Origin of the sequence: Arthrobacter glacialis (assembly GCF_002909415.1) — a bacterium.
GTDB lineage: Bacteria > Actinomycetota > Actinomycetes > Actinomycetales > Micrococcaceae > Specibacter > Specibacter glacialis.
This window is the reverse complement of record NZ_PPXB01000013.1, coordinates 49,787-73,861: the sequence shown is the minus strand read 5'-3', so window position 1 is coordinate 73,861 and position 24,075 is coordinate 49,787. Positions and strand designations below refer to the sequence as shown.

The window sequence follows — 24,075 nt, the reverse complement described above, 5'->3', positions numbered from 1 at the left end:
TCGCGTCCCGACCTCTACGACGAAGTGCAGGCACATGACACAATTCACGCGACGACAATTGCTCGGTGCCGGCCTCGGCACGGCGGCCCTGGGAATGCTGGCAGGATGCGCCACCCCGGGCACGGCTTCCGTCAACGGCGGGCCCGTCATTGCCCCGGTTGCTTCAGGGGAAAAGATCACCCTGAAGTACTGGTCCTGGTTGAAGGACCTGCAAAAGGTTGCGGACATCTGGAACGAGTCCCACCCCAACGTTCAGGTTGAAACTGTTTGGATACCCGGAGGCAACTCGGGCGGATACCAAAAGATATTCTCCGCCCTCGCAACGCAGGGCGGGCCGGACCTGGCCCAGGTTGAAATGCGGTCCATCCCTGAGTTCATGCTGGTCAACGGCTTGGTTGACCTCACCCGCTATGGGGCCCAGGAAACCGCGCACCTCTACGATCCCACCCTGTGGAGCCAGGTCAGCTACACGGGAGGCGTCTACGGCATTCCTCAGGACTCGGGCCCCATGGGCATGTTCTACCAACCCGCCGTGCTGGAGAAGGTCGGTGCAACTCCGCCTGCCACCTGGAATGAATGGGGCGAGGTAGCCGGGGAACTGCGCAAAACCGACGCCTACATGGATTGCTTCCCTCTCGGCGACGCGTCAGTTTTTGCGGCATTTGCAACCCAGGCCGGGGCCCAATGGTTCCGTGCAGAAGAGGACGGCTGGGTCATCAACATGACAGACCCGGCCACCATGCAGGCCGCCGAATTCTTCGATTCCGCGATTGACAAGGACCTCGTCCAGACCGCATACGGCGCCTTTTCCCCGGGCTGGTTTGCCGCTGCCGCCAAGGGCGGGCTGGCCTCCGTGACCTCCGGCAGCTGGGCGGACGCCCTCATTGCAGGAGTGAGTGGAGGCGAAGGGAAATGGCGGGTGGCACCCATGCCTGTGTGGGACGGCGGCTCAGGTTTCGGGTCCAGCTACCTGGGCGGTTCAACCGCAGCGGTCCTTGCCAACAGCAAGCACCCCAAGGAGGCACTTGACTTCGCCGTCTGGATGACCACCTCCAAGGAGGGCACTGACGCCATGATCAACAACAGCGGCATCGGATGGTCACCGGCCCCCGGTTTCATCGGCACCACACGGCAAAAGCCTTCACCGTTCTTCAGCGGCCAGAACTACAACCAGGAAGTCTTCGAACCAGCCACGCTGCAACAAAACCCGGATTGGTCGTGGTGGCCGGTAACCACTCAGTCGCTGAACATCCTCAGCGACGGCTTCCGCAAAAAAGCCACGGGCACCTCACTGGTGGAAACCATGTCGATCGCGGAAAAGCAGATCATGACTGTTTTCAAGAACAAGGGCCTGAGCATTCGAAGGGAAGCATCATGACAACCACACATCCATCCGACCAGCAACAACGCGGGACCACGCCGCAAGGCAACACCGGCAACCGGGTCCCCCGCCGGCCCAAGGCCCAGTCCCGCGCTCCCTGGATTCTGCTGGCACCGTTCCTGGCCCTGTTCCTGCTGACCTTCATCCTGCCCATCCTTGTAGCCATTGCCTCCAGCTTCACCAAGGTCACACGCAAGGGCCTTTTTGGCGAGGCAGGCGTAACGAGTGAGTTCGCGTGGTTCAGCAACTACGCCCAAGCACTGTCCGACGGCAACTTCGTCGCCTCCATCGGCAGAATGTTCCTCTTTGGCATTGTCCAGGTCCCGGTCATGATTATCCTGTGCACCGTGTTGGCGTTGATGCTGGAATCGACCTCGGCCCGTTGGCCGGGGTTCTTCCGCGCAGCCTACTTCCTGCCCTACGGAGTGCCAGGTGTGATCGCCACTATCCTCTGGTCATTCCTGTATGTGCCGGGATTGAGCCCCCTGATCGACATCGCCGGGATGTTCGGACTGGAACCGGATTTTCTGGGCCCAAACACCGTGCTGTGGTCCATCGCAAACATTGTGCTGTGGAGCTACGCCGGATACAACATGCTCATTATCGTGGCGCAGCTCAAAACCATTCCTGTGGAGCTTTATGAAGCGGCCAGGGTGGACGGGGCCACCACATGGAGGATCGCCCGCAGCATTCAGCTGCCCCTCATCAAGCCTGCCCTGGTGCTGACCACAGTCTTTTCCATCATTGGCACACTCCAGCTCTTCGCCGAGGCCCAGGTGCTCAAAACTGTTGCACCGTCCATTGACAGCCAGTACACGCCCAACCTGAGTGCCTACAGCACTGCGTTCGCGTACAACGACTACAACGTTGCCGCCGCCCAGGCCGTCCTCATTGCCGCGGTGGCCCTCATCCTTTCCTTTGCCTTCCTCAAATTCTCGAACAGGAAATCATCATGACAACTCTCAAGGAGTCGAGGCCGGCACCGCCGGCGGCAGGAAAGCAGTCCCCGAACAAACCCCAACGGCGGGCACGTTCATCCACCATCATCGTCACCGGCCTGCTCCTGGTGGTGGCCCTGTACTTCCTTGCCCCGGTGTATTGGGTCCTGGTTGCGTCCACAAAATCAACCGCCGACTTGTTCTCCACCAACGGTTTTTGGTTTGCGCCCACTTTCTCCCTTTGGCACAACATCTCCCAGGTCCTCACTTACGATGGCGGGATTTTTGTCCGCTGGTTCGCCAACTCGGTCATCTATGCCGGGGTAGGCGCACTGCTTGCCACGTACTTTGCCGCGGCAGGCGGCTACGCGCTGGCGAAGTACGAGTTCCGCGGCCGGAACCTGGTCTTCGGCACCATCCTTGCCGGGGTGTTGGTCCCGGGCACCGCCACCGCACTTCCGTTGTTCCTGCTCTTCAGCCAATTGGGCATCGCCAACACCTACGCGTCGGTGCTGATCCCCTCGCTCGTCTCACCGTTTGGCATTTTCCTGTGCCGGATCTATGCACAAAGCACAGTGGACAGTGCACTTATTGAGGCCGCCCGGATTGACGGTGCCGGGGAATTGCGCATTTTCCACACCATCGGCCTGAAGTTGCTGACTCCTGCACTGGTCACCGTGTTCCTGTTCCAGCTGGTGGGCATTTGGAACAACTACTTCCTGCCACTTGTCATGCTCTCGGACGTGGAGCTGTACCCCATCACCTTGGGCCTGAACAACTGGCTCAGCCAGGTGGACAGGTTGCCCGAATTTTACGAACTCACTACCGGCGGGGTTTTGCTCTCCATCATCCCGCTGGGCATCGCCATGGTAATCCTGCAGCGCTTCTGGCGTGGCGGCCTCACAGAAGGATCAGTTAAATAATGTCTCCCGCAAATACGGCCACCGCCGGCGTTTCCCACCTCACCGACCAGGGCCCCGGCTCCGGCCGGAGGGTGCCGGCCCGTTCCTGGTTGCACAGCGATGCACCGTTCCTGTCCCTCAACGGAGACTGGCGCTTTCGCCTGCTCCCCGCCGCGCCCGGCACCCCGGGTGCCGGATGCGTCCTTCCCACCGGGGAGACGGTGGAAGGCATGGCCGCCGAGTCCTATGACGACTCTGCCTGGGACACCCTGCCCGTCCCCTCCCACTGGGTGCTGGGGCAGGACGGCAGGTACGGCCTGCCCAGCTACACCAACGTCCAGTACCCGTTCCCGATCGATCCACCCCACGTCCCCGACGCAAACCCCACAGGTGACTACCGCCGCAGCCTTGACGTCCCCGCAGCATGGTTTGAAAGTACGACGGCGGCGCTCACCCTGCGCTTTGACGGCGTCGAGTCCCGGTACAAGGTGTGGGTCAACGGACAGGAAATCGGCGTGGGCTCGGGCAGCCGGCTCGCCCAGGAATTCGATGTCACCGAGGCGCTGCGCCCCGGAGCCAACATTGTGGTTGTGCGCGTGCACCAATGGTCCGCCGCCAGCTACCTGGAAGATCAGGACCAGTGGTGGCTGCCGGGCATTTTCCGTGACGTGACCTTGCAGGCCCGCCCGGCGGGCGGAATCACCGATGTGTGGCTGCGCACCGGCTGGTCCGCCGGAAACGGTGCGGGCACGGGAACCTTGGACCCGGAAATCACTGCGGACGCAGACGCCTTCCCGGTCACCTTGACCGTGCCGGAGCTGGGCATCAACGTCACCTGGGGCTCTGCCGCGGAGATTGTGCCACTTGAGCTCAACAATGTAGCGCCCTGGTCCGCGGAGGTCCCCCGGCTGTACGACGCAACGGTGTCCAACGCGGCGGAGAGCATTGCGTTGCGTTTGGGCTTCCGAACGGTGCAAATTGTTGGCGACCAGTTCCTGGTGAACGGGCGCCGCGTGGTGTTTCACGGCGTCAACCGCCACGAGACCCACCCGGATCGCGGCCGTGTCTTTGACGAGGCCGGGGCCCGCGAGGATCTGGCCCTGATGAAGCGCTTCAACGTCAACGCCATCCGCACCAGCCACTACCCGCCCCATCCGCGCCTGCTGGACCTGGCGGATGAGATGGGCTTCTGGGTCATTCTGGAATGTGACCTGGAAACCCATGGCTTCCATGCCCGGAACTGGGTGGGGAACCCCAGCGACGACCCCGCGTGGCGTGACGCCTTCGTTGACCGGATGGAGCGCACGGTGGAACGGGACAAGAACCACCCTTCCATCGTCATGTGGTCCCTGGGCAACGAATCCGGAACCGGCGCCAACCTGGCGGCCATGGCCGCCTGGACCCACGCCCGGGACGCCTCCCGCCCCGTCCACTATGAAGGCGACTACACCGGCGCCTACACGGATGTGTATTCCCGCATGTACTCATCCATCCCGGAGACGGACTCCATTGGCCGGGACGATTCCCACGCGCTGCTCCTGGGCTGCGACGCTGCCGAATCCGCCCGCCAGCGCACCAAGCCGTTCATCTTGTGCGAGTACGTCCATGCCATGGGCAACGGCCCGGGCGCCATGGACCAGTACGAGGGCCTGGTGGACAAGTACCCGCGCCTGCACGGCGGGTTTGTGTGGGAGTGGCGCGACCACGGCATCCGCACGCGCACCGCGGACGGCACCGAGTTCTTTGCCTACGGCGGGGATTTTGGCGAGGTGGTCCACGATGCCAATTTCGTCATGGACGGCATGGTCCTCTCCGATTCCACCCCCACGCCGGGCCTGTACGAGTTCAAGCAGATCGTCTCCCCGCTCCGGCTCAGCCTGGAGCTCTCCGCTGACGGCAGCCCCGCCCTCGCGGTGGCCAACCTGAGGCACTCGGCGGATGCGTCCGACGTCGTGCTGCGCTGGCGGGTGGAGCACGACGGCATCGTGGCAGCCTCGGGCGAGGTGGCCGCGGACGGCGGCGACGGTCCGCTGCGGGCAGGCGAATCCGCCCTCGTGGCGCTGCCTGCCAGCCCTGTGGCACCTCACGGGGAAACGTGGCTCAGCGTGGAGGCCGTGTTGCGCGACGCCACCGGTTGGGCCCCCGCCGGGCATCCCCTTTCGTCAGTGCAGCTGGATCTTTCGGCCCCGCGCGTGCCGGCACGGATGCCCCGCCCGGCTGCGCCCGGCCGCGGTGAGCCTCCCGCCACCCTGGGCCCGGCCACGTTCGACGCCGGAACCCTGGTCTCGCTGGCAGGCCTGCCTGTGTCCGGTCCCCGGCTCGAGCTGTGGCGGGCACCCACCGACAATGACAGGGGCGCCGGGTTTGGTGCCTACGGTCCGGACGATCCGTGGCTCAACAACGGCAAGGGCGTGCCTGCGCCGTCGTCCGAGGCCGTGTGGAAGCAGGCCGGGCTGGACCGGCTGACCCGGCGCGTGGAGGAGATGGCAGCGCTGCCCGACGGCATGCGCGTGCGGACCCGCTATGCGGCCGCCAACAGCGCCCACACCGTGGCCGTGGAGGAAACGTGGCAACTGGCCGGTGAGGAGCTGTGGCTGCGCATTGACATCACGCCTAGTTCGGGATGGGACCTGGTGTGGCCCCGTATCGGGGTGCGCCTTGATCTGCCCACGGACGTGGACGGTGCGGCCTGGTTCGGTGCGGGCCCGCGTGAGTCCTACCCGGACAGCATGCACGCGGCCAGGGTGGGGCGGCATACCGGTTCGATCGATGAGCTGAACGTCCCGTACGCCCGGCCGCAGGAAACCGGGCACCACAGCGATGCGCGCTGGTTGGAGTTGGCCCGGGACGGTGCTCCGTGGTTGCGGATTGATGCCGAGCCCGATGCTGCCGGACGCCGGCCCGGGTTCACGCTGGCACGGCACACCGCCCAGGAGATCACTAAGGCCGGACACCGGCATGAGCTGCCGGCACCAAGCCACAGCTACCTGTACGTGGATGCGGCGCAGCACGGCCTCGGATCCCGGGCCTGCGGCCCGGACGTCTGGCCGGAATTTGCCCTGCGCCCGGAAGCCCGGACCCTGGTCCTGCGCATCTCCGCCGCCTAACTCCAACGCCCGCTCACTTACGGGGGTTTAACCCGTAACGCCCGCTCACTTACGGGTGGTTTTTCGCCGACGCTCGTTCACCGAGTGAGCGGGCGTCGGCGAAAACAGCCCCGGAAGAGAGCGAGCGTTTTATGCGGGCCAGTTCCTCTTACAGGCTGATGCTGGTCACTGGCATGGAGGAGTCCGGGGCAAATGCCAGATCGCTCGGGGCCACGCCGTTCATGACCAGCTGCGCGCCCAGCGCAGCCACCATGGCTCCGTTGTCGGTGCACAACGACAGCTTGGGCACCAACAGCGTGATGCCGGCCGCCAGGCAGCGCTGCTGCGCCAGCTCCCGCAACCGGGAGTTTGCAGCCACGCCGCCGCCCAGCAGCAAGGTGGTGATGCCCTGCTCTTTGCAAGCCAGCACAGCTTTGGCCGTGATGACATCCAACACGGCTTCCTGGAACGACGCCGCCACGTCGGCCACCGGGACGGCCTCGCCACGTGCCTCGTATCCCTCAACGCAGCGGGCCACGGCCGTTTTCAGGCCGGAGAAAGAGAAGTCGTAGCGGTGCGGGCCGGGCGCTTCGGCGGTGCCCATGTATTTGGGCATGGTGAGCCCGCGCGGGAACCGAATGGCCTTGGCATTGCCTTCACGGGCCAGCCGATCAATCGCGGGCCCGCCCGGGTAGTTCAGTCCCAGCAGGCGGGCCACCTTGTCAAAGGCCTCCCCGGCGGCGTCATCAATGGTGGCACCGAGCAACTCCACATCGGAGGCAAGGCTGCGCACGCGCAGAATCTCCGTGTGCCCACCGGAGACCAGCAGTGCACCAAGTTTTTCTGGCAGCTGCCCGCCCTGATAGATGGCAGCAATGGACTCATCCAGCAGCCCCACCCCCACGTGCGCCACCAGGTGGTTGATGGCGTACAGCGGTTTGCCGGTGGCCAGTGCCAACGCCTTGGCTGCGCTGACACCCACCATGAGGGCGCCGGCCAGGCCAGGGCCGCTGGTGACGGCAATGGCGTCCACATCCGCCAGGGTGACTCCGGCATCGGAAAGCGCCTGCTGCAAGGTGGGGACAAAGGCGTCCAGGTGTGCCCGGGAGGCAATCTCCGGGATCACGCCGCCAAAACGGACGTGCTCCTCCATGGACGAGGAAACGGTGTTTGTCAGCAGCGTTGTGCCTCGCACCAATCCCACACCCGTTTCATCACAGGAGGATTCAATGCCCAAAATCAACGGGTTGCTCTGGTTCATGAGGGGTCCTTCGCATCAGTGGGTGTGGGCAGTGACAGGCGCATGATCAGCCCGTCCGAGCCGTCCCTGTAGTACTTGCGCCGCGTGTGAATGTGCTCAAAACCGTAGCGCTTGTACAGATCTTGGGCGCGCGGGTTGGCGGTGCTGACCTCGAGCATGATCTCCTTGGCGCCGCGCCGGACAGCCTCCGCAATGAGATCGGCCATCATGGCTCGGGCAATACCGCGCCCCTCAAACTCCGGCAGGACACCAATGGTCTGGATGTCCCCCACCGGCTCCACACACATCAGGCCGGCATAGCCTGCCAAGTGCAGATGTCCGACGTCGTCTGGAACCTCCGCGATAATGTACCGCCGGGTGTCGGGCTGGGCCAGCTCATCCTCAAACATGTACCGCGGCCAGCAGTCCACCCCAAAAAGTTGGGCGTCCAGGGCCGTGATGACGTCAATGTCGCCCGGTTCCATGAGGCGCAACACGGCAGGACCCTGCACAGCCGATCCCGGCCGCTGGGCACCTGCCGCGGCCGCGGTCACAGTGCCCTCTTTCGGGGGCCGGGAACCTTGGCGTCGGATTCGCGCATGTACAGCGGTGTGGAATCCAAGAATCCTGCGCCTTCCAGGGATCCTGCGGCGGCAATCTTGCGCATGGCGGCCCGGCCCAGCTCCAGGGCAGTGGGCTGTTCCTGGGAAAAGCTTGCCTCCACAACACAGCCGCCGGCTGCGAGTTGCTGGGCGTAGATGCCGGCGCCGGCACCAAACACTTGCACAGGCAAAATGTCTGCTGCCGGGCCCACGTGCGGGCCGTCGATCAGGGCAGCACTGGCACTGTATTTGGCCCAGTACACCTCCTGGCGGCGCGCGTCCGTGGCGACCACAAAGTCGGCCGTGGCCAGTGGCGCAACTGCCCGTCCGTCAACATAACGTGGAGTGTCAAAAACTTGTTGGGCCAAGGCGTCAAGGCTCATCATTCCGTACAGCTTCACACCCCAGGTGAAGGCCAGTGTGCGAGCAACCGTGATCCCGGAACGCAGGCCCGTGAACGGGCCAGGGCCTGTGCCCACAATGATGGCATCCAGCGCGGGGCCTTCGGTGACGGGGTCGGTGAACAGCGACTTCACCCCGGGGGCCAGCACCTCGGCGTGGCTGCGGGTGTCTTTGGTGGCAAAATTCGCCACCACCCGCGCCGTCCGGGCCAGGTCTTGGGGGTCGAAGTCCAGCACTGCCGCACTGGCCACAGCTGAGGTGTCAATGGTCAAGATTCGCACAATATCTACTGTCTATTCTGTTGAAAGCTGCTGGCCGAGCACGGAAAAATCGGTGCCTTCCCAGCGCGGACCAATGGCTTGGACACGCAAAAGGCGGGGTTCGTCGTCATCCTCGTCGGCAAAATCAAAGGTGTCAGCATCGAGGTCCGGGGCAGCCGTGGGAGCAGGAGCCCCGCCAACGGCACGCACCAACTCGATGTCCAGGCGGCTCGCTGCCAAGTGCTCCACCCTGTCCACGCCCCACTCCACCACTGTCACCGAGGAGTCCATGGTGTTTTCCAAGTCAATGTCATCAATTTCGCCCGGCGAGGAAAGCCTGTACGCATCGACGTGGACCAGGTCCGGCCCGCCCGGGTTGGGCCCGTCGGGGAGGTTCGGGTGAATTCGCACCAGCACAAAGGTGGGGGAAATGATGCCCGGCCGAACCCCCAAACTGCTGCCCAGTCCTTGCGTGAAGGTGGTCTTGCCCGCTCCCAGTTCTCCGCTGAGGATGATCAAATCGCCGGCCTTGAGCAGCCCTGCCAGCCGGTGTGCCAGCTCCTGGGTCTGCTCGGCAGTGCTGGTGGCAAATTCCCACACCATCAGGCACCGCCAATGTAGCTGCGCGGAACCCGCTGGCTGATGCGTGTCACCACTTCATAGTTGATGGTCCCGGCGGCCGCCGCCCACTCCTCCACCAGGGGTCCGCCGTCGGCCCCGTTGCCAAACAAGACGGCGGTGGAGCCCAACGCCGAACCCGGCACCGGCTCTTGGGCAAAGCCCTCGCGCGCTTGAGGACCTAAGTCGATGACCATCTGGTCCATGGCGATCCGGCCCACCACGGGGTAGGTGGTGCCGTTGACGCGCACGGGCCCGCCGGTGGCAATGCGCGGGATGCCATCGGCATAGCCCAAGGGAACCAATCCCAAGGTGGTCTCGGCAGTGGTGGCGTAGTTGAGCCCGTAGGAGACACCCTGGCCGGCTGGCACATCCTTGCAGTGCGCAATTTGTGTTTGCAGCGTCATGGCCGGCACCAACCCCAAGTGTGCGGAGGTGGTGCCTTCAAACGGCGACAGTCCGTAAATGCCAAGGCCCACCCGCACCATGTCAAAGTGCGAATCCGGGCGCGTCAGGGTGGCCGGCGTGTTGGCAATATGGCGCACTTCCAGGTCCGCGCCAGCATTTTCGGCAACTGCCACGGCTTCGCGGAAGCGAGCCAACTGCTCGTCCGTCTCGGGCCGGTGGGGTTCATCGGCCACGGCCAGGTGGCTGAAGACTCCCGCCACGCGCAGCAGCCCTTCGGCCTGGTAGCTAAGGGCTGCAGCAACCAGGGCAGGCCATTCGGCGGGTGTGCAGCCGTTGCGGCCCAGGCCTGTATCGATTTTCAGGTGGATGCGTGCCGGACGCTGCAGGGACCGGGCCGCGGCAACAATATGCTCCAGCTCCCAGCCGGAGCAGCCCAGGTCAATGTCATGGGCAACAGCCGCCGTGAAATCGCTGGCGGGGGTGTGCAGCCAGGCCAGGACAGGCACCTCCAGGCCAGCTGCCCGCAACGCCAGGGCCTCGCTGATGTGCGCGGCACCCAGCCAATTCGCACCCGCGGCCACGGCAGCCCGGGCCACCGGAACCATGCCGTGGCCATAGGCGTCGGCCTTGACCACTGCCATGAATGTGGCAGGTTCCACCAGGGAACGCAGGTGTCGGATGTTGTTGGCGATGGCGGACAGGTCAATGATGGCTTGCCGTTCAAGGCCCGGTGTAGGCTCTTGAACCGACGCAACGAAGGAGGTCACCAGCCCATTTTAGGCCTTTTTGCGGGAGCCCGCCCCACGGTGGTGCGTCTCACTCGTGGTGGCGTGATGTTTTCCCGGCAAGATTCCCCCTGGCCATGGGCTAGGTGGTGGTCATCGGCAGTGACAAGATATGAAGTGACACGTTTATTGCCGTTGCCCCTGCCCGCCCCGCGCCCCACCGCCGGAGCCTGCCTCAAGTACCGTTAGGAGGGAAGCCATGCATCAGATTCGCCGCGTCGCCATGCTCTCCTTGCACACGTCTCCGCTGGAGCAGCCAGGCGGCGGTGACGCCGGCGGCATGAACGTCTATGTCCGCCATCTGGCCCTTGAACTGGCTGCCGCGGGCGTGGCCGTGGACATTTACACCCGCCGCACGGCAGCGTCCCAGCCGGATTCTGTTCAGCTGGCCCCTGCCGTCACCGTCCACCACATCACTGCTGGCCCTTTCTCCAAGGTCTCCAAGGAGGCCCTGCCGGAGCTCATCAATGAAATGGCCGACGCCGTTTCCGCCCAGGTGGAATCCCTCACCGGCGTTCCGGTCAAGGTGATCCATTCCCACTACTGGGTCTCCGGGATGGCCGGCATTTTGGTGGCCAAACGCCTGGACCTGCCGCTGGCACACACCATGCACACCATGGCGCGGGTCAAGAACCACCACCTACCGCAAGGCCAAACGGCCGAACCCGGCGTCAGGGTGGACGGTGAGCAGCACATTGTGGCCGCAGCAACGCGCCTGATTGCCAACACCACGGCTGAGGCGGCCGAGCTGGAGCGCCACTACGACGGCTGCGAGCAGCGCATCGACGTGGTCTCCCCCGGTGTTGACCTGAAAGTCTTCAAGCCGGCGTTCCGGGACAGGTCACGTCAAAATCTGGGCATAGCCCCCGGGCGTTTCCACGTGGTGTTTGCCGGCCGCCTGCAACGCCTCAAAGGCCCGCACGTGCTGGTCAAGGCTGCCGCGTTGCTGCGCGAGGAACGCCCCGACATTGACTTGGCGATGACGTTCCTGGGTGCCCGCAGCGGCAACGACAAGTATGACCTTGCCCGTCTCATTGACGACGCCGGACTCACAAGTGTTGCCTCCATCCACCCGCCCGTTGGTCCAGCGGAACTGGCCGATTGGTATAGAAGCGCCGACGTGGTGGCGGTACCGTCCTCCAGCGAGTCCTTTGGCCTGGTTGCGCTGGAGGCGCAGGCCTGTGGCACTCCGGTCATTGCCACCAATGTTGGTGGCTTGCCGCGGGCTGTCAGCGATGGCCGCACAGGCCTTCTGGTGGAAGGCCGCTCACCGGTTTTGTGGGCCAACGCCATTGCATCACTGCACGACTTTGGCGAAACCCGGGCGGACATGGGCCGGGCAGCCTCGGTTTTTGCCGAGTCCTTTGGCTGGGAAAAAACAGCTGCCCAGACCATCCTCAGCTACGACCTTGCCTTGAAATACCAGTACGAAGCCCCGCCGGGCTGCTAGCTGTGTGCCTCTGACGGGCGAAATCCACGTTTAAAACTACAGCTGGGCCTTGCGGCCATGGCGGACTCCCGGCGTCGTACTTTGGGCCAGTGCCCCGCCCGCATCCCCCTGCCTCTTTGACCAGTCCACAGCTTTTTCGCTGTGTTCCCGCTCACATGAACCCTACTGGTCGGTAGCCTGTTCTGGTTGGCTGCGACGGCTCACAGCACCCTTTCATCATTCGGGATGCCTGCCGGACTGCCATGTTGCACCCGACAGGCAAGACGCCTGTCGGAGATCCTGTTGAAAGGTCACAGCACCATGAAACGAACGGGAAGAACTCTCTTTCGAAGCCCAGGACTGCGAAAGGCCGTGGCGCTTTGCGCGGCTGTTCCGCTGCTCCTGGCCACAGTGGGGGCATTGCCGGCGTCGGCCAACCCGAGCCAACCTGCCTTGCCCGGCATCTCCCAAACGGACGTTGCGCCGCTGAGCTACCCGGGCGGACGCTACATTGTGGTCCTCGCCGAGCAGCCCATCGCCATGTACGACGGCGGCACGGCGGGCCTTGCCGCCACCAAGCCGGCGGCCGGGCAAAAGCTCGACGCCACACGATCCGAGGTCAAGAAGTACAGGGCCCATCTGGAGGACAAGCAGGCCGCCGTTGCCAAAAGCGAAAACGTCAAGGTCAAACGGACGTTCACGGCCGCGCTCAACGGCTTCTCCGCAGACCTTTCGGCGGACCAAGCCTTGGCCCTGGCCAAGGACCCCAGTGTCCTGATCGTTGCCCCCGACACCGAGAACGCCCCGGACTATTCCAGCACTGATTTCCTTGGCCTCAGCGGCAATAAGGGCAGCTGGAACACAAACTTCGGCGGGCAGGACAAGGCTGGCAAGGGCGTTGTGGTCGGCATCATCGACACCGGCTACACGCCGTCGAGCCCGTTCTTCGCGGGCGAGGAGGTCCTGCCGCTGGCGGGCAACCCAGAGGTTGGTGTCCCGTACCGCACCGACGACGGCAAGATCGCCATGCTCAAGGCCAACGGCGACACCTTCTCCGGCGAATGCCAGAAGGGTGTGGACACGGGAGCCGATTTTGATGGCACCGCCTGCAACTCCAAGGTGCTCAGCGCCCACTACTTTGCCGATGACTTCCTGAATTCCGTGCCGGCCGGAGACCGCGCCCCCAACGAGGTCCTGTCCCCCGTGGACGTTTCCAGCCATGGCACCCACACCGGTAGCACCGCCGCCGGAAATGCCAATGTGGCGGCAAAAATTGGTGACCGCAGCATGGGCATCACCAGCGGTGTGGCCCCTGCCGCCAAGCTCTCCGTGTACAAGATTTGCTGGGAGGACACCGATCCGGACACAGGCGGCTGTTACTCCTCCGCCGCCGTCGCGGCCATCAACCAGGCCATCTTGGACGGCGTGGACGTACTGAACTACTCCATCTCGGGCAGCACCTCCTCCACCACGGATCCCGTTTCCCTCGCGTTCCTCTCGGCCACCTCGGCCGGAATCTTCGTGGCGGCATCGGCCGGCAACTCCGGCCCCACGGCAGGCACCGTCAACCACGGCGCGCCGTGGCTGACCACGGTGGCTGCCACGTCCTTCTCCTCCGAGCTCCAGGGTACGGCGGAGTTCTCCGATGGCACCAAGTTCCGCGGCGCCAGCATGATGGACCAGAAGGTTCCAGCAAGCCACGTGATCCTGGCGACCACGGCTGCAGCGGCCGGTGCCGCCAACCCCGCACTGTGCGGCCCCAACACCTTGGGTGCCACCAAAGTGGCAGGCAAGATTGTGGTTTGTGATCGCGGCGTCATCGACCGCACAGCCAAGAGCGCCGAAGTGAAGCGCGCCGGCGGGGTGGGCATGATCCTCACCAACGTCAGCGCATCCTCGGAGGACGTGGACCTGCACGCAGTGCCCACAGTCCATGTGAACCCGCCGGCAACGCAGCTCATCAAGGACAAGGTCGCCGCCAACCCGGAGGTCCTGGTTTCCCTCGTTGACACCGACACCACCGGATTGCCGGTTGCCCCTCAGCCACAGGTGGCCGGATTCTCCTCGCGCGGGCCGCTGGGCGCCACAAATTCAGATCTACTCAAGCCCGACGTCGCCGCCCCCGGCGTTGCCGTGCTGGCCGGCGTTTCACCCATCGCCACCGGCGGTGACCAGTTTGGCATGATGTCCGGAACATCCATGGCCGCACCGCATGTTGCCGGATTTGGCGCACTTGTCATGGCCAAGAATCCCACCTGGTCACCAGCCACCGTGAAGTCGGCCATGATGACGACGGCCACCAATGTGGTGAACGAGGACGGCAGCAAGAACAGCGACCTCTTTGCCACAGGCGCTGGCCAGACATCCGTCGTCAAGGCCCTGACACCCGGGCTGGTGTACGACGCCGGCGACACCGAATACCTGAAGTTCATTCAGGGCACGGGAATGGATCTGGGCATGCCGGGGCTGGGCAGCACCGCACCGCGTGACATGAACGTGGCGTCCTTCGCCGTTGGCAGCCTGGCCGGAAAGGTCACCGTCACCCGCACGGTCACGGCATTGACTCCCGGCATGTACCGGGCCACGGCCAACGTCCCCGGGATCAACGTCAAGGTCACCCCCTCGGTGCTGAACTTCTCACAGGCTGGCGAGCAGCGTACGTTCAAGGTCACCTTTGAAAACGCCGGCGCAACCCTGGGCGCGTTCGCCATGGGCAGCCTGAGCTGGCAGGGCGCAGGCGCCGCAGTGACCTCACCGGTGGCCGTGCGCCCGCTGGCAGCCTTGGTGGCGCCGGAGATCAGCTTCAGTACCAACAAGGGCACCGGTAGCGGCAAAATTCCAGTGGTTTCAGGGTCCAATGCGCCCGTCGCATTGACCCTCAACGGTCTTTCCAAGGCGGATTCCAGCGCCATTGCGCTGGTGCCTGGCCCGCTCGCAGTCGCCACCAACGCCTCCAACTTCCTCAAGGAGGTAGTTGTTCCGGCGGGAACTGAACTGGCCAAGTTCCAGGTCATCTCCGCAGATCCGGGCGCCGACTACGACATGATCGTTTTCAACCCGCAGGGCCAGTACAGCGACGTCCGGACGGCTTCCTCCAGCGAAACACTGTCGCTGACCAACCCCGCCCCGGGGACCTACACTGTGCTCGCCAACCTGTACTCCAGCACTGGCGGGGGTGCCGTGAAGGCCACGGTTGATGCAGCGATCCTCGGTGCCAACGCCGGCAACGCCTCGGTGGCACCCAACCCGCTGAATCTGGCCAACGGCAAGTCCGGCAACGTGACGCTGAGCTGGAGCGGACTGGCCCCGGGCAACTACCTGGGCCGGGTTGCCTTTGGCAGTGCGGGCACGGCAACGTTTGTCTCAGTGATCGTTACGCCAGGAGGCACCGCGGTGGTTCCCAACGAGAACGGCAACGGCAAGGACAAAGACAATCCGAAGAAGGGCAAGAAGCAGGAGTTGGCATTCCCCACGGAGCCAGCGCCCCGCGACTTGAAGTTGTAGACCAGGGCCAGCTGAGCGCTGCGCCCAGTCTCACCGCACGACGGCGGCCATCCAGCAAGTTTGGATGGCCGCCGTCGTGAGTGGTTTGGGTTGGACGCTGCTAGACGGCTCCCGTTCCGCCGGCCAACGCGCCGAACAACGGGGCAAGGGCCGTCCAGCGTGAAATTTCACAGCCGTCGGTCCGGCTGAAGGAAGCGTTGACTTCCCTGCCGTGGAACCATCCGGTGACCACCGCAACCTGCGGGCCGCCATACTGCTCGGTGCAAACACGGTTTGGATCCGGCAGGGCGAAGAACATCTTTTCGCCGTGCAGTTCCACGGCGGCCAGGGCCGCAGCGGAGTCGGGCAGGGTCGATTCCGGGGCCGGGGTTGAACCGTTGGCAACCAGCCGGAATGTCCGCGGCGTGGCCCCCGGCGATTCGGTCAGCGTGATGGTCAGGTCGATTCCCTCAGCTGGCGGAGTTGCCACTGCCGAAGAGGAACTCGCGGGCGGCGCTGCCGGCACCGGGGCCGTGCCGGTGGCTGTGCCGGGCTGTTGCTGTGCGCACCCGGAAACTACTGCCACAACGCAGAGCAGAAGGGCCGCCACGGCAATCCGCGGGCTCAGAGCGTGCACCGAGTTTCCTAGGCTGTAGATTTTTGGCATGATGGCCGACTCCTTGCGTTTCTGCCATGGTAGCCCATGGCACGTTCAGTGGCCACGGAAACAGAGGGCGAACGCGAGGGTTGCCAGGCTAGACGATGAAGGCCTGGGCCTGGATGGCCACGGCCGCCGCGCCGCGGGCCCATTCGGTGAAATCTGCGGAGGCCACGCGCAGGCTGACTGCCTCGGCTTCCGGGTCCCTGTCAGCAGCGAGTGCCGCCCGGACAGTGGATTCCGTAGCCGTGAACAGGGCTATCCCCTCGCCACCGAGCACAACAGTGTTAACCATGGTGAGGTTGACCGCTGCGGCAATCAATTTGCCCAAGCCCCTGGCGGCAGAGGCAAAGACAGCCTCGGCCACGCGGTTGCCGCCGGCAGCCAGTTCCAGTGCCTGGTCGTACGTGACGGCTCGGCCCAGCACCGTTGAAATCTGAGCGCAGACACTGGGGATGGACAGCATGGCGGTGGAGCATCCCCGATGCCCGTCCATGCACAAGGGGCCGTTGGGGTCCAGGGGGAAGTGCCCGCCCAAGCCCAGTCCCGTGTCCACGGTCCGCCTGACGTGGTCACGAATCACCAAGCCATAGCCCACGCCGGCACCAATGGTGATGACAGCAAAATCAGCGGTTTCCTTGCCCGCGCCAAACCATTGCTCGGCGGCCGCCAGTGCACTCACATCGTTATCGGCCACCACTGGCAGACTCAGCTGCTGCGCCAGCATCTGGGCCAGCGGCACGTCCTTCCAGCCAAGGAACGGTGCCCTGTGCACCACGCCGTCGGGGCGCACCTGCCCACCCAGGGAGACCCCCACACCTGTCAACGTCACAGCTTCCTGCACACTCAGCCGCTCCACTACTTCGGCAATCCCTGCCACCACGGCTGCAGGGGACGTATCAGCCAGTGGCAGGGTGGCAACGGCCAAGATGGTGGCCCGGGTGTCAGTCAACACCGCCTGCAGGAGATCTCCGGTGACCTTGACACCCACAAAATGGGCGCAGTCGCTGCGCACATCCAGTAGCCTCACGGGCCGCCCCACCGTGCCATCAGCCACCAGCGCCCCTTCGACGAGGAGTCCGGCATCCAGCAGCGGCTTGCTGAGACGGGTCAGGCTCGCCACACTCAATTTCAATTCCCGGGCCAAGTCGCCGCGCGAGATGGGGCCGCGAACCAGCACCAGGCGCGCCAACTCAAGGGCGGAGTCGGCGAGCGCCGCGGGGTTTTTGGGCTGCTCCGCGTGGCGGATTGTCAGCGGAAAGACTGAGTTCATGGTCCTAGTTTATTGCAGTTTGCATCTAATTGAGTGAGACACGGCCACTTTTACGGCAATAACGTGACTCTTGACACTCCAATTACTTTTGCGGTAAAACTAATACATGAGTTTTGAATATTCTTACACCCAGCTGCATCGCGGCGGCACCACAGTCATCGTCGACTTGGGCACGGCAGGCATCCCCACCATCATCCATTGGGGGCCGGACACCGGCATCCTGACAGAATCCGAGCTGGCGGCCGCAGCCACGGCTGCAGCGTCCCAACGCGTCTCCGGCGGCATCGACATTCCGGCCCGCTTGACGCTCCTGCCCCAGGAAGTCTTTGGCTGGCAGGGCTCCCCCGCTTTGCTGGGCCAGCGCTCAGGTGCCGCCTGGGCCAGCGCCCTGGCCACGTCCCAGGTAGAGCTTAGGGACCACGCCTTGACCATAACGGCCCAGGATTCTGCGGCCGGGCTTCAGCTGGTCTCGGAACTGGCCCTGAGTACCCACGGCGTCCTGCACCAGCGGCACACCCTGACAAATGTTGGTGCCGGCGACTACCAGCTACACCAGCTGGGCACGGTGTTCCCGCTCCCCGCCACGGCAGCGACCATCCAGGACACCACCGGCCGGCATTTGAAGGAACGCACCGCCCAGCGGCGCCCGCTCACAGTCGGTGCACACGTCAGGGAGAGCCGCCGCGGACGCCCGGGCGCTGACTCAACGTTGCTCATGCTGGCCGGCTCTGCCGGCTTTGGCCACCGCAGCGGCCTGGTCCACGGTGTGCACCTGGCCTGGAGCGGTAACCACAGGCTCAGCGCAGAGCGCACCATCACCAGCGACAACTTCCTCACCGCTGCCGAGCTGCTGCTGCCCGGCGAAGTGACGCTGGGACCCGGCGAAAGCTATTCCACCCCGTGGGCGCTCGGTTCCTGGGGCAACGGTTTGGACGAGCTCTCGGCGCGCTTCCATGCTGATCTGCGCGAACGCCCGGCGCACCCCACACGCCCCCGGCCTGTCACCTTAAACACCTGGGAAGCCGTTTACTTTGATCATGACCTGAGCACACTTCAGGTTCTGGCCAACAAGGCTGCCGCGATTGGTGTTGAACGCTTTGTGCTCGACGACGGCTGGTTCCTAGGCCGCCGGGACGACACAGCAGGTTTGGGCGACTGGTTTGTGGATCCGGCAGTTTGGGCCGACGGCCTAGGGCCCATCATCAACCATGTCGTGGGCCTCGGCATGGAGTTCGGCCTGTGGTTTGAACCAGAAATGGTCAACCCCGACAGCGACCTAGCCCGCAACCATCCGGACTGGATCCTGCACACGGACGGCCGTTGGCCCGTCAGTGCCCGCCAGCAGCAGGTGCTCAACCTGGCCCATCCCGAGTGCTTCGACTACCTCATGGCACGCATTGACGCCATCCTGACCGAATACCCCATCAGCTACATCAAGTGGGACCACAACCGGGACCTGCTCGATGCTTCCGATCCCCGCACCGGCCGCGCGGCTGTCCGTGAAACCACTCTGGCCCTGTACCGGTTGCTGGCCGAGCTCAAGGCCCGCCACCCTGGCCTGGAAATTGAAAGCTGCGCCTCCGGCGGCGCCCGCGTGGACCTGGGCATCCTGAAGTTTACGGACAGGATCTGGACCAGCGACTGCATCGATCCCATCGAAAGGCTCGACAACCAGGAAAACACTTCCATGCTGGTCCCCTACGAGCTCATGGGCGCCCACATTGGCGGCCCCAAGTCGCACTCCACGCACCGCCAGCACAGCCTCGGGTTCATGGCCCGTACGGCCATCTTTGGCCACTTCGGCATCGAATGGAACATTGCGCACATCAGTGCCGAACAAACCACCGAACTGGCCGGCTGGGTGGCCTTCCACAAGGACAACCGGGACCTGTTCCACTCAGGTGCCTCCGTTCACGCCGATCTCGCCGACCCGGCCCTGGACCTGCGCGGTGTTGTGGCCCAGGACGGCGAGCGCGCCATCTTTGCCCTCACCCAGCGCGAAGCCTCCATCACCTACCCCTCCGGACGGGTCACCATTCCCGGCCTGTCACCGCAGGGCCGCTACCGGCTGGCCCTGTCGCATCCCCTGGATGAGGAAGTGGGCAACGGCCAGTCCCCGCTGGCATGGCCCTTGGCGGACTGCGTGCTCTCAGGACGCGTCTTGGAGACTGTGGGCATTGCCGCCCCCGTCCTCTTCCCCGAACAATCAGTGCTCATCATGCTCACCAGGGTCGACGTCGATCCTGCGCGGGCCATCTAAGGAGTTCGCATGTTTGCAACACAACGCCTGAGCCAGGCGCTCCGGAAGGGACCGGGCAAGGCTGCGGCAAGTGCCGCCGTCGTCCTGGCCCTCACCCTGAGCCTGAGCGGCTGCGGCCCCGCCGACGACGGCCGCGTCAAGCTCGATTTCTTCCAGTACAAACCCGAAGCCGTAGGCCAGTTTGAAAAGATTGTGGCCGACTTTGAGGCCGCATACCCGGGGATCGACGTGGTTATCAACAACGTTCCCGACCCGGACACTGCCATCCGCACACTGCTGGTGAAAGGCAAGACACCCGATGTCCTGACCCTCAACGGCAACGGCAACTTCGGTGACCTGTCCACGTCCTGCGTCTTCGCGGACCTCTCGGAGCTGCCCGCGGCGAAACGGGTGATCCCCTCCGTGCAGGATATTTTGGACGGTTTGGGCACCTGCCACGGCAGTGAGAGCAACGGTTTGCCGTTTGCCAACAATGCCAGCGGCGTCCTGTACAACCCGGAGATTTTCGCCAAGTATGGCGTCGATGTGCCGGAGACCTGGGATGACCTCATTGCCGCGGCCGACACCTTCAAGTCCAACGGCGTCAACCCGTTCTACATGACCTTGAAGGATGCCTGGACTGTGCTGCCCTCCTATGTGAACCTTGCAGGCAACCTCATGCCGGCGGACTTCTTTGACGACGTCCGCTCTGCCGGCTGGACACCCGCAACCGGGCAGTTCAGTTTTGAAAAGGACGGCACGGAGGCGGCCGCCAAGCTGGCAAAACTGTTCAGCTACGCCCAGCCCGGCGCCGAAAGCGCCGGCTACAACGACGGCAACGCAGCGTTTGGTGCCGGCGAATCCGCCATGTACCTGCAGGGCAGCTTCGCCATCCCGGCCATCCGCGCGTCGAACCCTGAGGCGAAGGTCAAGTCCTTCCCGTACCCCACCACCAACGATCCTGCCAAGAACACCCTGGTCTCCGGCGTGGATGTGTCGCTGGCCATCGGCAAGGACACCAAGCACCCTGCCGAAGCCAAAAAGTTCGTTGAATACCTCATGTCGGCGCCGGTCTTGGACTACTACTCGGCCGCCCAGTCATCCCTGACGCCTGTCTCGGATGCCGCGGCCAGCACCGATCCGGCCCTGGCCGGCATGCAGGGCTTCTTCAACGACGGCCGGGTCATCGGCTACTTCGACCACCACGTGCCGGCCAGCATCCCACTGCCGGCGCTCCTGCAGCAATTTGTCCTTGACGAAAACCAGCCCGCATTCCTGACCCGCATGGATCATGAATTTGAAAAGGTCGCAGCCCGCACCACCACCAAGAAAGGCGATTGATCATGACCACCACAACGGCCAGGGCAAAGAAGCCCCGCAGCGCACCCGGGCTGCAACGCCGGCGCCCGCCCCGGGCCAACAAGACGTTTTACTGGATGGTGGTTCCGGCCCTCGTGCTGTTCCTGGTCCTGCACACCCTCCCCACCCTGACTGGCATCTTCTATAGTTTCACCAACTACGCCGGCTACGGCGAGTGGAACTTTGTGGGACTCTCCAACTACGTGAACCTGTTCAAGGACGACCGGATCATGGATTCCTATGTCTTCACGATCCTCTTTGCCGTCACCACCACCATTGTGGTCAACCTGGGCGCCTTGTTCATTGCGATCCTGCTCAACTCCAAGATCAAGTACCAGACGGCGTTCCGTGGGATCTTCTTCATCCCCAACATCCTCTCGGTGCTGATTGTTGCCTACGTCTTCAACTACCTGCTCTCCAACAACCTGCCGCTCATTGGCCAGGCATTGGGCATCGAGTGGCTCTCCACCTCCATCCTGACCAACCCCGACCTGGCCTGGCTGGGCATTGTGGGTGTCACCGCGTGGCAGTCCATCGCCTTCAGCGTCATCATCTACCTTGCCGGACTGCAAACAGTTCCCGGTGAGCTCTACGAAGCTGCCAGCCTGGACGGGGCCTCACCGTGGCGCCAGTTCGCCTCCATCACGTTCCCACTGATCTCGGGCTACTTCACCATCAACATGGTGCTTGCCCTCAAGGGCCTGCTTCAAGTCTTCGACCAAATCGTGGCCCTGACCAATGGTGGTCCCGGCACCTCCACCGAATCGGTGGCCATGGTCATCTACCGCGGCGGCTTCCAAGGCGGGGAATTTGGTTACCAAATGGCCAACTCCGTGGTGTACCTGGTGGTCATCGTGGCCCTGGCCTTACTGCAGCTGCGCGTCCTGTCGCGCAAGGAGGTTGATTTCTCATGAGCACGCCCACGCAAACCACGGCAGAGGTGACGGCCGGCACCCCGGCCAAGGTCCGCCGTCGCACCTCCATCAACATCCCCTTGACACTCCTGGTGGCGGTGCTGTCACTGACGGTGCTGATTCCGCTGTACTTCACCATTGTCACGGCGCTGAAATCGTCAGACCAGCTCAGCGGCAACGGATTGGCCCTGCCCACCAGCATTCACCTGGAGAACTTCGCCAAAGCGTGGACGCTGACCAATTTCCCCAACGCGCTGCTCATCTCGGGCATCGTGACCGTGGGGGCAGTCATCTTGACCATTCTGACAAACTCCCTGGTGGCTTACGCCATTGCCAGGAACATGCACCGCCCGTTCTTCAAGGCGCTGTACTACTTCTTCATCGCCGCGTTGTTTGTGCCGTTCCCCATCATCATGCTGCCGGTGACCAAGCAGATGTCCATCCTTGGTTTGGACAACCCCGTGGGCTTGTTCCTGCTGTACACCGTCTACGGGCTGAGCTTCAACATCTTTGTCTACACGGCCTTCATCAAGTCCATCCCGGCCGAGTTGGAAGAGGCCGCCATCATGGACGGTGCCAGCGTCTGGACCACCTTCCGCAAGGTCATCTTCCCGGTGTTGACACCCATGAATGCCACCGTGGGCATCCTGACCTGCCTGTGGGCGTGGAATGACTTCATGCTGCCGCTGGTGATCCTCTCCGATCCCAGCACACGCACCCTGCCCCTGGTCCAATTCGTCTTCCAAAACCAGTTCAACACCGACTACACCACAGCGTTCGCCTCCTACCTCATGGCCATGGCGCCGTTGCTCCTGATCTACATCTTCGCCCAGCGCTGGGTCATCTCCGGCGTCATGAGAGGATCCGTCAAATAGCCCCACCGGCCCCACATGGTGGCGCCGGGAGCAGAAAAGGGACGTTCCACGGAGCAACGCCCGCTCACATCCGGGGCACCACGGAGCAACGCCCGTTCACATCCGGCCGCCGTCAGCATGACGGCGGCCGGTCGCATGCCGACTACCTGTGGATAACTTCTGCGGGCGCCGGCGGATAGGGGCGACAATGTCATCATGGACTTTCCGCAGACCCCCAGGCTTCCCGACGGGCCGTTCACCTTAGGTGAGGCGCTGTCGCTGGGTGTGTCGCGTAACAGGCTCCGCAATCGCGAATTCACCGGTGTAAGTCGTGGTTTGTACCGCCCGGCGTCTTGGGACTTTGAGCTTCGAGAAGCTGCGCGGGCCTTGTCCACAGCGACTCCGGGGGCATGGATCTCGCACACAACAGCGGCGCAATTGCACCAGTTGATCCTGCCGCCGTGGCTTTCTGAATCAAGGGAACTGCACCTGAGTAAGCCCCAAAACCTGCCTGGAGTGCGAAGGGCCGGCATCCTCGGCCACACAGTAGTTGCCCTGCCGGGCGAAGTCGAGGCCACAGGGGAGCTTCGGATCAGCACCCCGGCACGCACGTGGCTCGACCTGGCACGCATTCTGCCCCTGAATGATCTGGTATGCATGGGCGACCAGCTCATCCGCATCCCCCGGCCGGAATTCGAGGGCAGAAGTACGCCACACACCACTCCGGCATTCCTTCGGGAGATGCTTGGCCGGCACCGGAACCTGCAAGGAATCGTCCGCGCCAGGGCCGCCCTGGAGCTCATGCGTATCGGCGCCGATTCTGGCCCTGAAACTCTGCTGCGGTTGGCCATGCTCGACGCCGGCCTGCCGGAGCCCGAATTGCAGCTCACCTTGTGGAACCGGCCCGGTGGCCCATCGGCCGACGCCGGCTACCGTGCCCGCCGAATTGCTCTCCAGTACGACGGCGCCCATCACCTGGATGAGCTGCAGCAACGCAGCGACAGGCGGCGGGACAAAGCCTTCGAGGCCGCCGGCTGGACTGTTCTGGTCTTTACCCAAGAAGATGTGGCCGACGGATTTCACGATGCTGTACGGCTCATCAAAAAGACGTTGCAGCATGCATGGATGGATCCAGCAATCGCCTCCGGTTTGGCCCCCGGCCGTTAACGCCACCAAGACTGCCGCTTTAGTTAAATGCCGAACGCTCCCTCACTGTGCAGTGAGGGAGCGTTCGGCATTACCCA

The 24,075-nt window shown here is 64.0% G+C and carries 18 protein-coding genes; 11 read left to right on the top strand and 7 right to left on the bottom strand.

The window, feature by feature from the left end:
• The first annotated feature begins 34 nt into the window (after positions 1-34).
• From CVS28_RS15035 to CVS28_RS15020, 4 genes are read left to right on the top strand one after another with little or no spacing between them, the layout of a single operon-like run.
• A complete protein-coding gene (locus CVS28_RS15035; protein WP_103482027.1) occupies positions 35-1,378 on the top strand; it encodes an ABC transporter substrate-binding protein in 1,344 nt (447 codons plus the stop codon).
• Positions 1,375-2,337, top strand: a complete 963-nt coding sequence (locus CVS28_RS15030; RefSeq protein ID WP_103464817.1) for a carbohydrate ABC transporter permease — start codon at positions 1,375-1,377, stop codon at positions 2,335-2,337. Before CVS28_RS15035 ends, CVS28_RS15030 begins: the two co-directional genes overlap by 4 nt.
• Positions 2,334-3,242, top strand: coding sequence for a carbohydrate ABC transporter permease (locus CVS28_RS15025; protein ID WP_103464818.1), 909 nt, complete (start codon positions 2,334-2,336; stop codon positions 3,240-3,242). The genes CVS28_RS15030 and CVS28_RS15025 overlap by 4 nt, the downstream gene beginning before the upstream one ends.
• Positions 3,242-6,328: a glycoside hydrolase family 2 TIM barrel-domain containing protein gene (locus tag CVS28_RS15020; protein WP_103482026.1), complete on the top strand. Its 3,087-nt coding sequence runs from the start codon at positions 3,242-3,244 to the stop codon at positions 6,326-6,328. Before CVS28_RS15025 ends, CVS28_RS15020 begins: the two co-directional genes overlap by 1 nt.
• Before the next feature lie 148 nt (positions 6,329-6,476).
• Here the strand turns inward: CVS28_RS15020 and tsaD are convergent, their stop codons facing one another.
• Genes tsaD through alr form a run of 5 tightly spaced genes read right to left on the bottom strand, consistent with a single transcriptional unit; the run spans position 6,477 to position 10,604 of the window.
• Positions 6,477-7,568 carry a tRNA (adenosine(37)-N6)-threonylcarbamoyltransferase complex transferase subunit TsaD gene (gene tsaD / locus CVS28_RS15015; RefSeq protein ID WP_103482025.1) on the bottom strand — a complete coding sequence of 364 codons (1,092 nt, stop codon included), beginning with the start codon at positions 7,566-7,568 and terminating at the stop codon, positions 6,477-6,479.
• Positions 7,565-8,101, bottom strand: a complete 537-nt coding sequence (rimI, locus tag CVS28_RS15010; protein WP_341476415.1) for a ribosomal protein S18-alanine N-acetyltransferase — start codon at positions 8,099-8,101, stop codon at positions 7,565-7,567. The genes tsaD and rimI overlap by 4 nt, the downstream gene beginning before the upstream one ends.
• Positions 8,098-8,832: a tRNA (adenosine(37)-N6)-threonylcarbamoyltransferase complex dimerization subunit type 1 TsaB gene (gene tsaB, locus CVS28_RS15005; RefSeq protein WP_103482024.1), complete on the bottom strand. Its 735-nt coding sequence runs from the start codon at positions 8,830-8,832 to the stop codon at positions 8,098-8,100. Before tsaB ends, rimI begins: the two co-directional genes overlap by 4 nt.
• 12 nt (positions 8,833-8,844) lie before the next feature.
• Positions 8,845-9,414, bottom strand: a complete 570-nt coding sequence (gene tsaE / locus CVS28_RS15000; RefSeq protein ID WP_103464822.1) for a tRNA (adenosine(37)-N6)-threonylcarbamoyltransferase complex ATPase subunit type 1 TsaE — start codon at positions 9,412-9,414, stop codon at positions 8,845-8,847.
• On the bottom strand, positions 9,414-10,604 hold the full coding sequence (gene alr, locus CVS28_RS14995; RefSeq protein ID WP_341476414.1) for an alanine racemase: 1,191 nt from the start codon (positions 10,602-10,604) through the stop codon (positions 9,414-9,416). Before alr ends, tsaE begins: the two co-directional genes overlap by 1 nt.
• A 217-nt stretch (positions 10,605-10,821) precedes the next feature.
• Between alr and mshA the strand changes: the two genes are divergently transcribed.
• Entirely contained in the window at positions 10,822-12,072 is a 1,251-nt protein-coding gene (gene mshA / locus CVS28_RS14990; RefSeq protein WP_103482022.1) for a D-inositol-3-phosphate glycosyltransferase, read from the top strand.
• A 351-nt stretch (positions 12,073-12,423) separates the two neighbouring features.
• Positions 12,424-15,555, top strand: coding sequence for a S8 family serine peptidase (locus tag CVS28_RS14985; RefSeq protein ID WP_243399914.1), 3,132 nt, complete (start codon positions 12,424-12,426; stop codon positions 15,553-15,555).
• Positions 15,556-15,655: 100 nt separating this feature from the next.
• Here the strand turns inward: CVS28_RS14985 and CVS28_RS14980 are convergent, their stop codons facing one another.
• Both CVS28_RS14980 and CVS28_RS14975 read right to left on the bottom strand, forming a co-directional pair.
• Positions 15,656-16,201 carry a serine protease inhibitor gene (locus CVS28_RS14980; protein WP_306418479.1) on the bottom strand — a complete coding sequence of 182 codons (546 nt, stop codon included), beginning with the start codon at positions 16,199-16,201 and terminating at the stop codon, positions 15,656-15,658.
• Between the two features lie 88 nt (positions 16,202-16,289).
• Positions 16,290-17,465, bottom strand: a complete 1,176-nt coding sequence (locus CVS28_RS14975) for an ROK family transcriptional regulator (RefSeq protein WP_103482020.1) — start codon at positions 17,463-17,465, stop codon at positions 16,290-16,292.
• A gap of 106 nt (positions 17,466-17,571) precedes the next feature.
• Between CVS28_RS14975 and CVS28_RS14970 the strand changes: the two genes are divergently transcribed.
• The 5 genes from CVS28_RS14970 to CVS28_RS14950 all read left to right on the top strand — a co-directional run bounded on the left by CVS28_RS14970 (position 17,572) and on the right by CVS28_RS14950 (position 23,998).
• The gene (locus CVS28_RS14970; RefSeq protein WP_103482019.1) at positions 17,572-19,725 is read left to right on the top strand and encodes an alpha-galactosidase; all 2,154 of its coding nucleotides are present in this window, start codon (positions 17,572-17,574) and stop codon (positions 19,723-19,725) included.
• 9 nt (positions 19,726-19,734) lie between these two features.
• The gene (locus CVS28_RS14965) at positions 19,735-21,045 is read left to right on the top strand and encodes an ABC transporter substrate-binding protein (protein WP_103482018.1); all 1,311 of its coding nucleotides are present in this window, start codon (positions 19,735-19,737) and stop codon (positions 21,043-21,045) included.
• 2 nt (positions 21,046-21,047) lie between these two features.
• Positions 21,048-21,977 (top strand): carbohydrate ABC transporter permease, encoded by a 930-nt coding sequence (locus CVS28_RS14960; RefSeq protein WP_103464829.1) that lies wholly within the window; start codon positions 21,048-21,050, stop codon positions 21,975-21,977.
• Positions 21,974-22,852: a carbohydrate ABC transporter permease gene (locus tag CVS28_RS14955; protein ID WP_103482017.1), complete on the top strand. Its 879-nt coding sequence runs from the start codon at positions 21,974-21,976 to the stop codon at positions 22,850-22,852. Before CVS28_RS14960 ends, CVS28_RS14955 begins: the two co-directional genes overlap by 4 nt.
• Before the next feature lie 195 nt (positions 22,853-23,047).
• Positions 23,048-23,998 (top strand): DUF559 domain-containing protein, encoded by a 951-nt coding sequence (locus CVS28_RS14950; protein ID WP_103482016.1) that lies wholly within the window; start codon positions 23,048-23,050, stop codon positions 23,996-23,998.
• The last annotated feature ends 77 nt before the right edge of the window (positions 23,999-24,075 follow it).

Bases quoted from the DNA above. Each gene is read 5' to 3' on its own strand.
- tsaE (WP_103464822.1), bottom strand. From the start codon at position 9,414: ATGGTGTGGGAATTTGCCACCAGCACTGCCGAGCAGACCCAGGAGCTG.
- CVS28_RS14955 (WP_103482017.1), top strand. From the start codon at position 21,974: ATGAGCACGCCCACGCAAACCACGGCAGAGGTGACGGCCGGCACCCCG.
- CVS28_RS14965 (WP_103482018.1), top strand. From the start codon at position 19,735: ATGTTTGCAACACAACGCCTGAGCCAGGCGCTCCGGAAGGGACCGGGC.
- CVS28_RS14970 (WP_103482019.1), top strand. From the start codon at position 17,572: ATGAGTTTTGAATATTCTTACACCCAGCTGCATCGCGGCGGCACCACA.
- mshA (WP_103482022.1), top strand. From the start codon at position 10,822: ATGCATCAGATTCGCCGCGTCGCCATGCTCTCCTTGCACACGTCTCCG.
- CVS28_RS14960 (WP_103464829.1), top strand. From the start codon at position 21,048: ATGACCACCACAACGGCCAGGGCAAAGAAGCCCCGCAGCGCACCCGGG.
- tsaD (WP_103482025.1), bottom strand. From the start codon at position 7,568: ATGAACCAGAGCAACCCGTTGATTTTGGGCATTGAATCCTCCTGTGAT.
- CVS28_RS14980 (WP_306418479.1), bottom strand. From the start codon at position 16,201: ATGCCAAAAATCTACAGCCTAGGAAACTCGGTGCACGCTCTGAGCCCG.
- CVS28_RS14950 (WP_103482016.1), top strand. From the start codon at position 23,048: ATGGACTTTCCGCAGACCCCCAGGCTTCCCGACGGGCCGTTCACCTTA.
- CVS28_RS15020 (WP_103482026.1), top strand. From the start codon at position 3,242: ATGTCTCCCGCAAATACGGCCACCGCCGGCGTTTCCCACCTCACCGAC.
- CVS28_RS15035 (WP_103482027.1), top strand. From the start codon at position 35: ATGACACAATTCACGCGACGACAATTGCTCGGTGCCGGCCTCGGCACG.
- CVS28_RS14975 (WP_103482020.1), bottom strand. From the start codon at position 17,465: ATGAACTCAGTCTTTCCGCTGACAATCCGCCACGCGGAGCAGCCCAAA.
- CVS28_RS15030 (WP_103464817.1), top strand. From the start codon at position 1,375: ATGACAACCACACATCCATCCGACCAGCAACAACGCGGGACCACGCCG.
- CVS28_RS15025 (WP_103464818.1), top strand. From the start codon at position 2,334: ATGACAACTCTCAAGGAGTCGAGGCCGGCACCGCCGGCGGCAGGAAAG.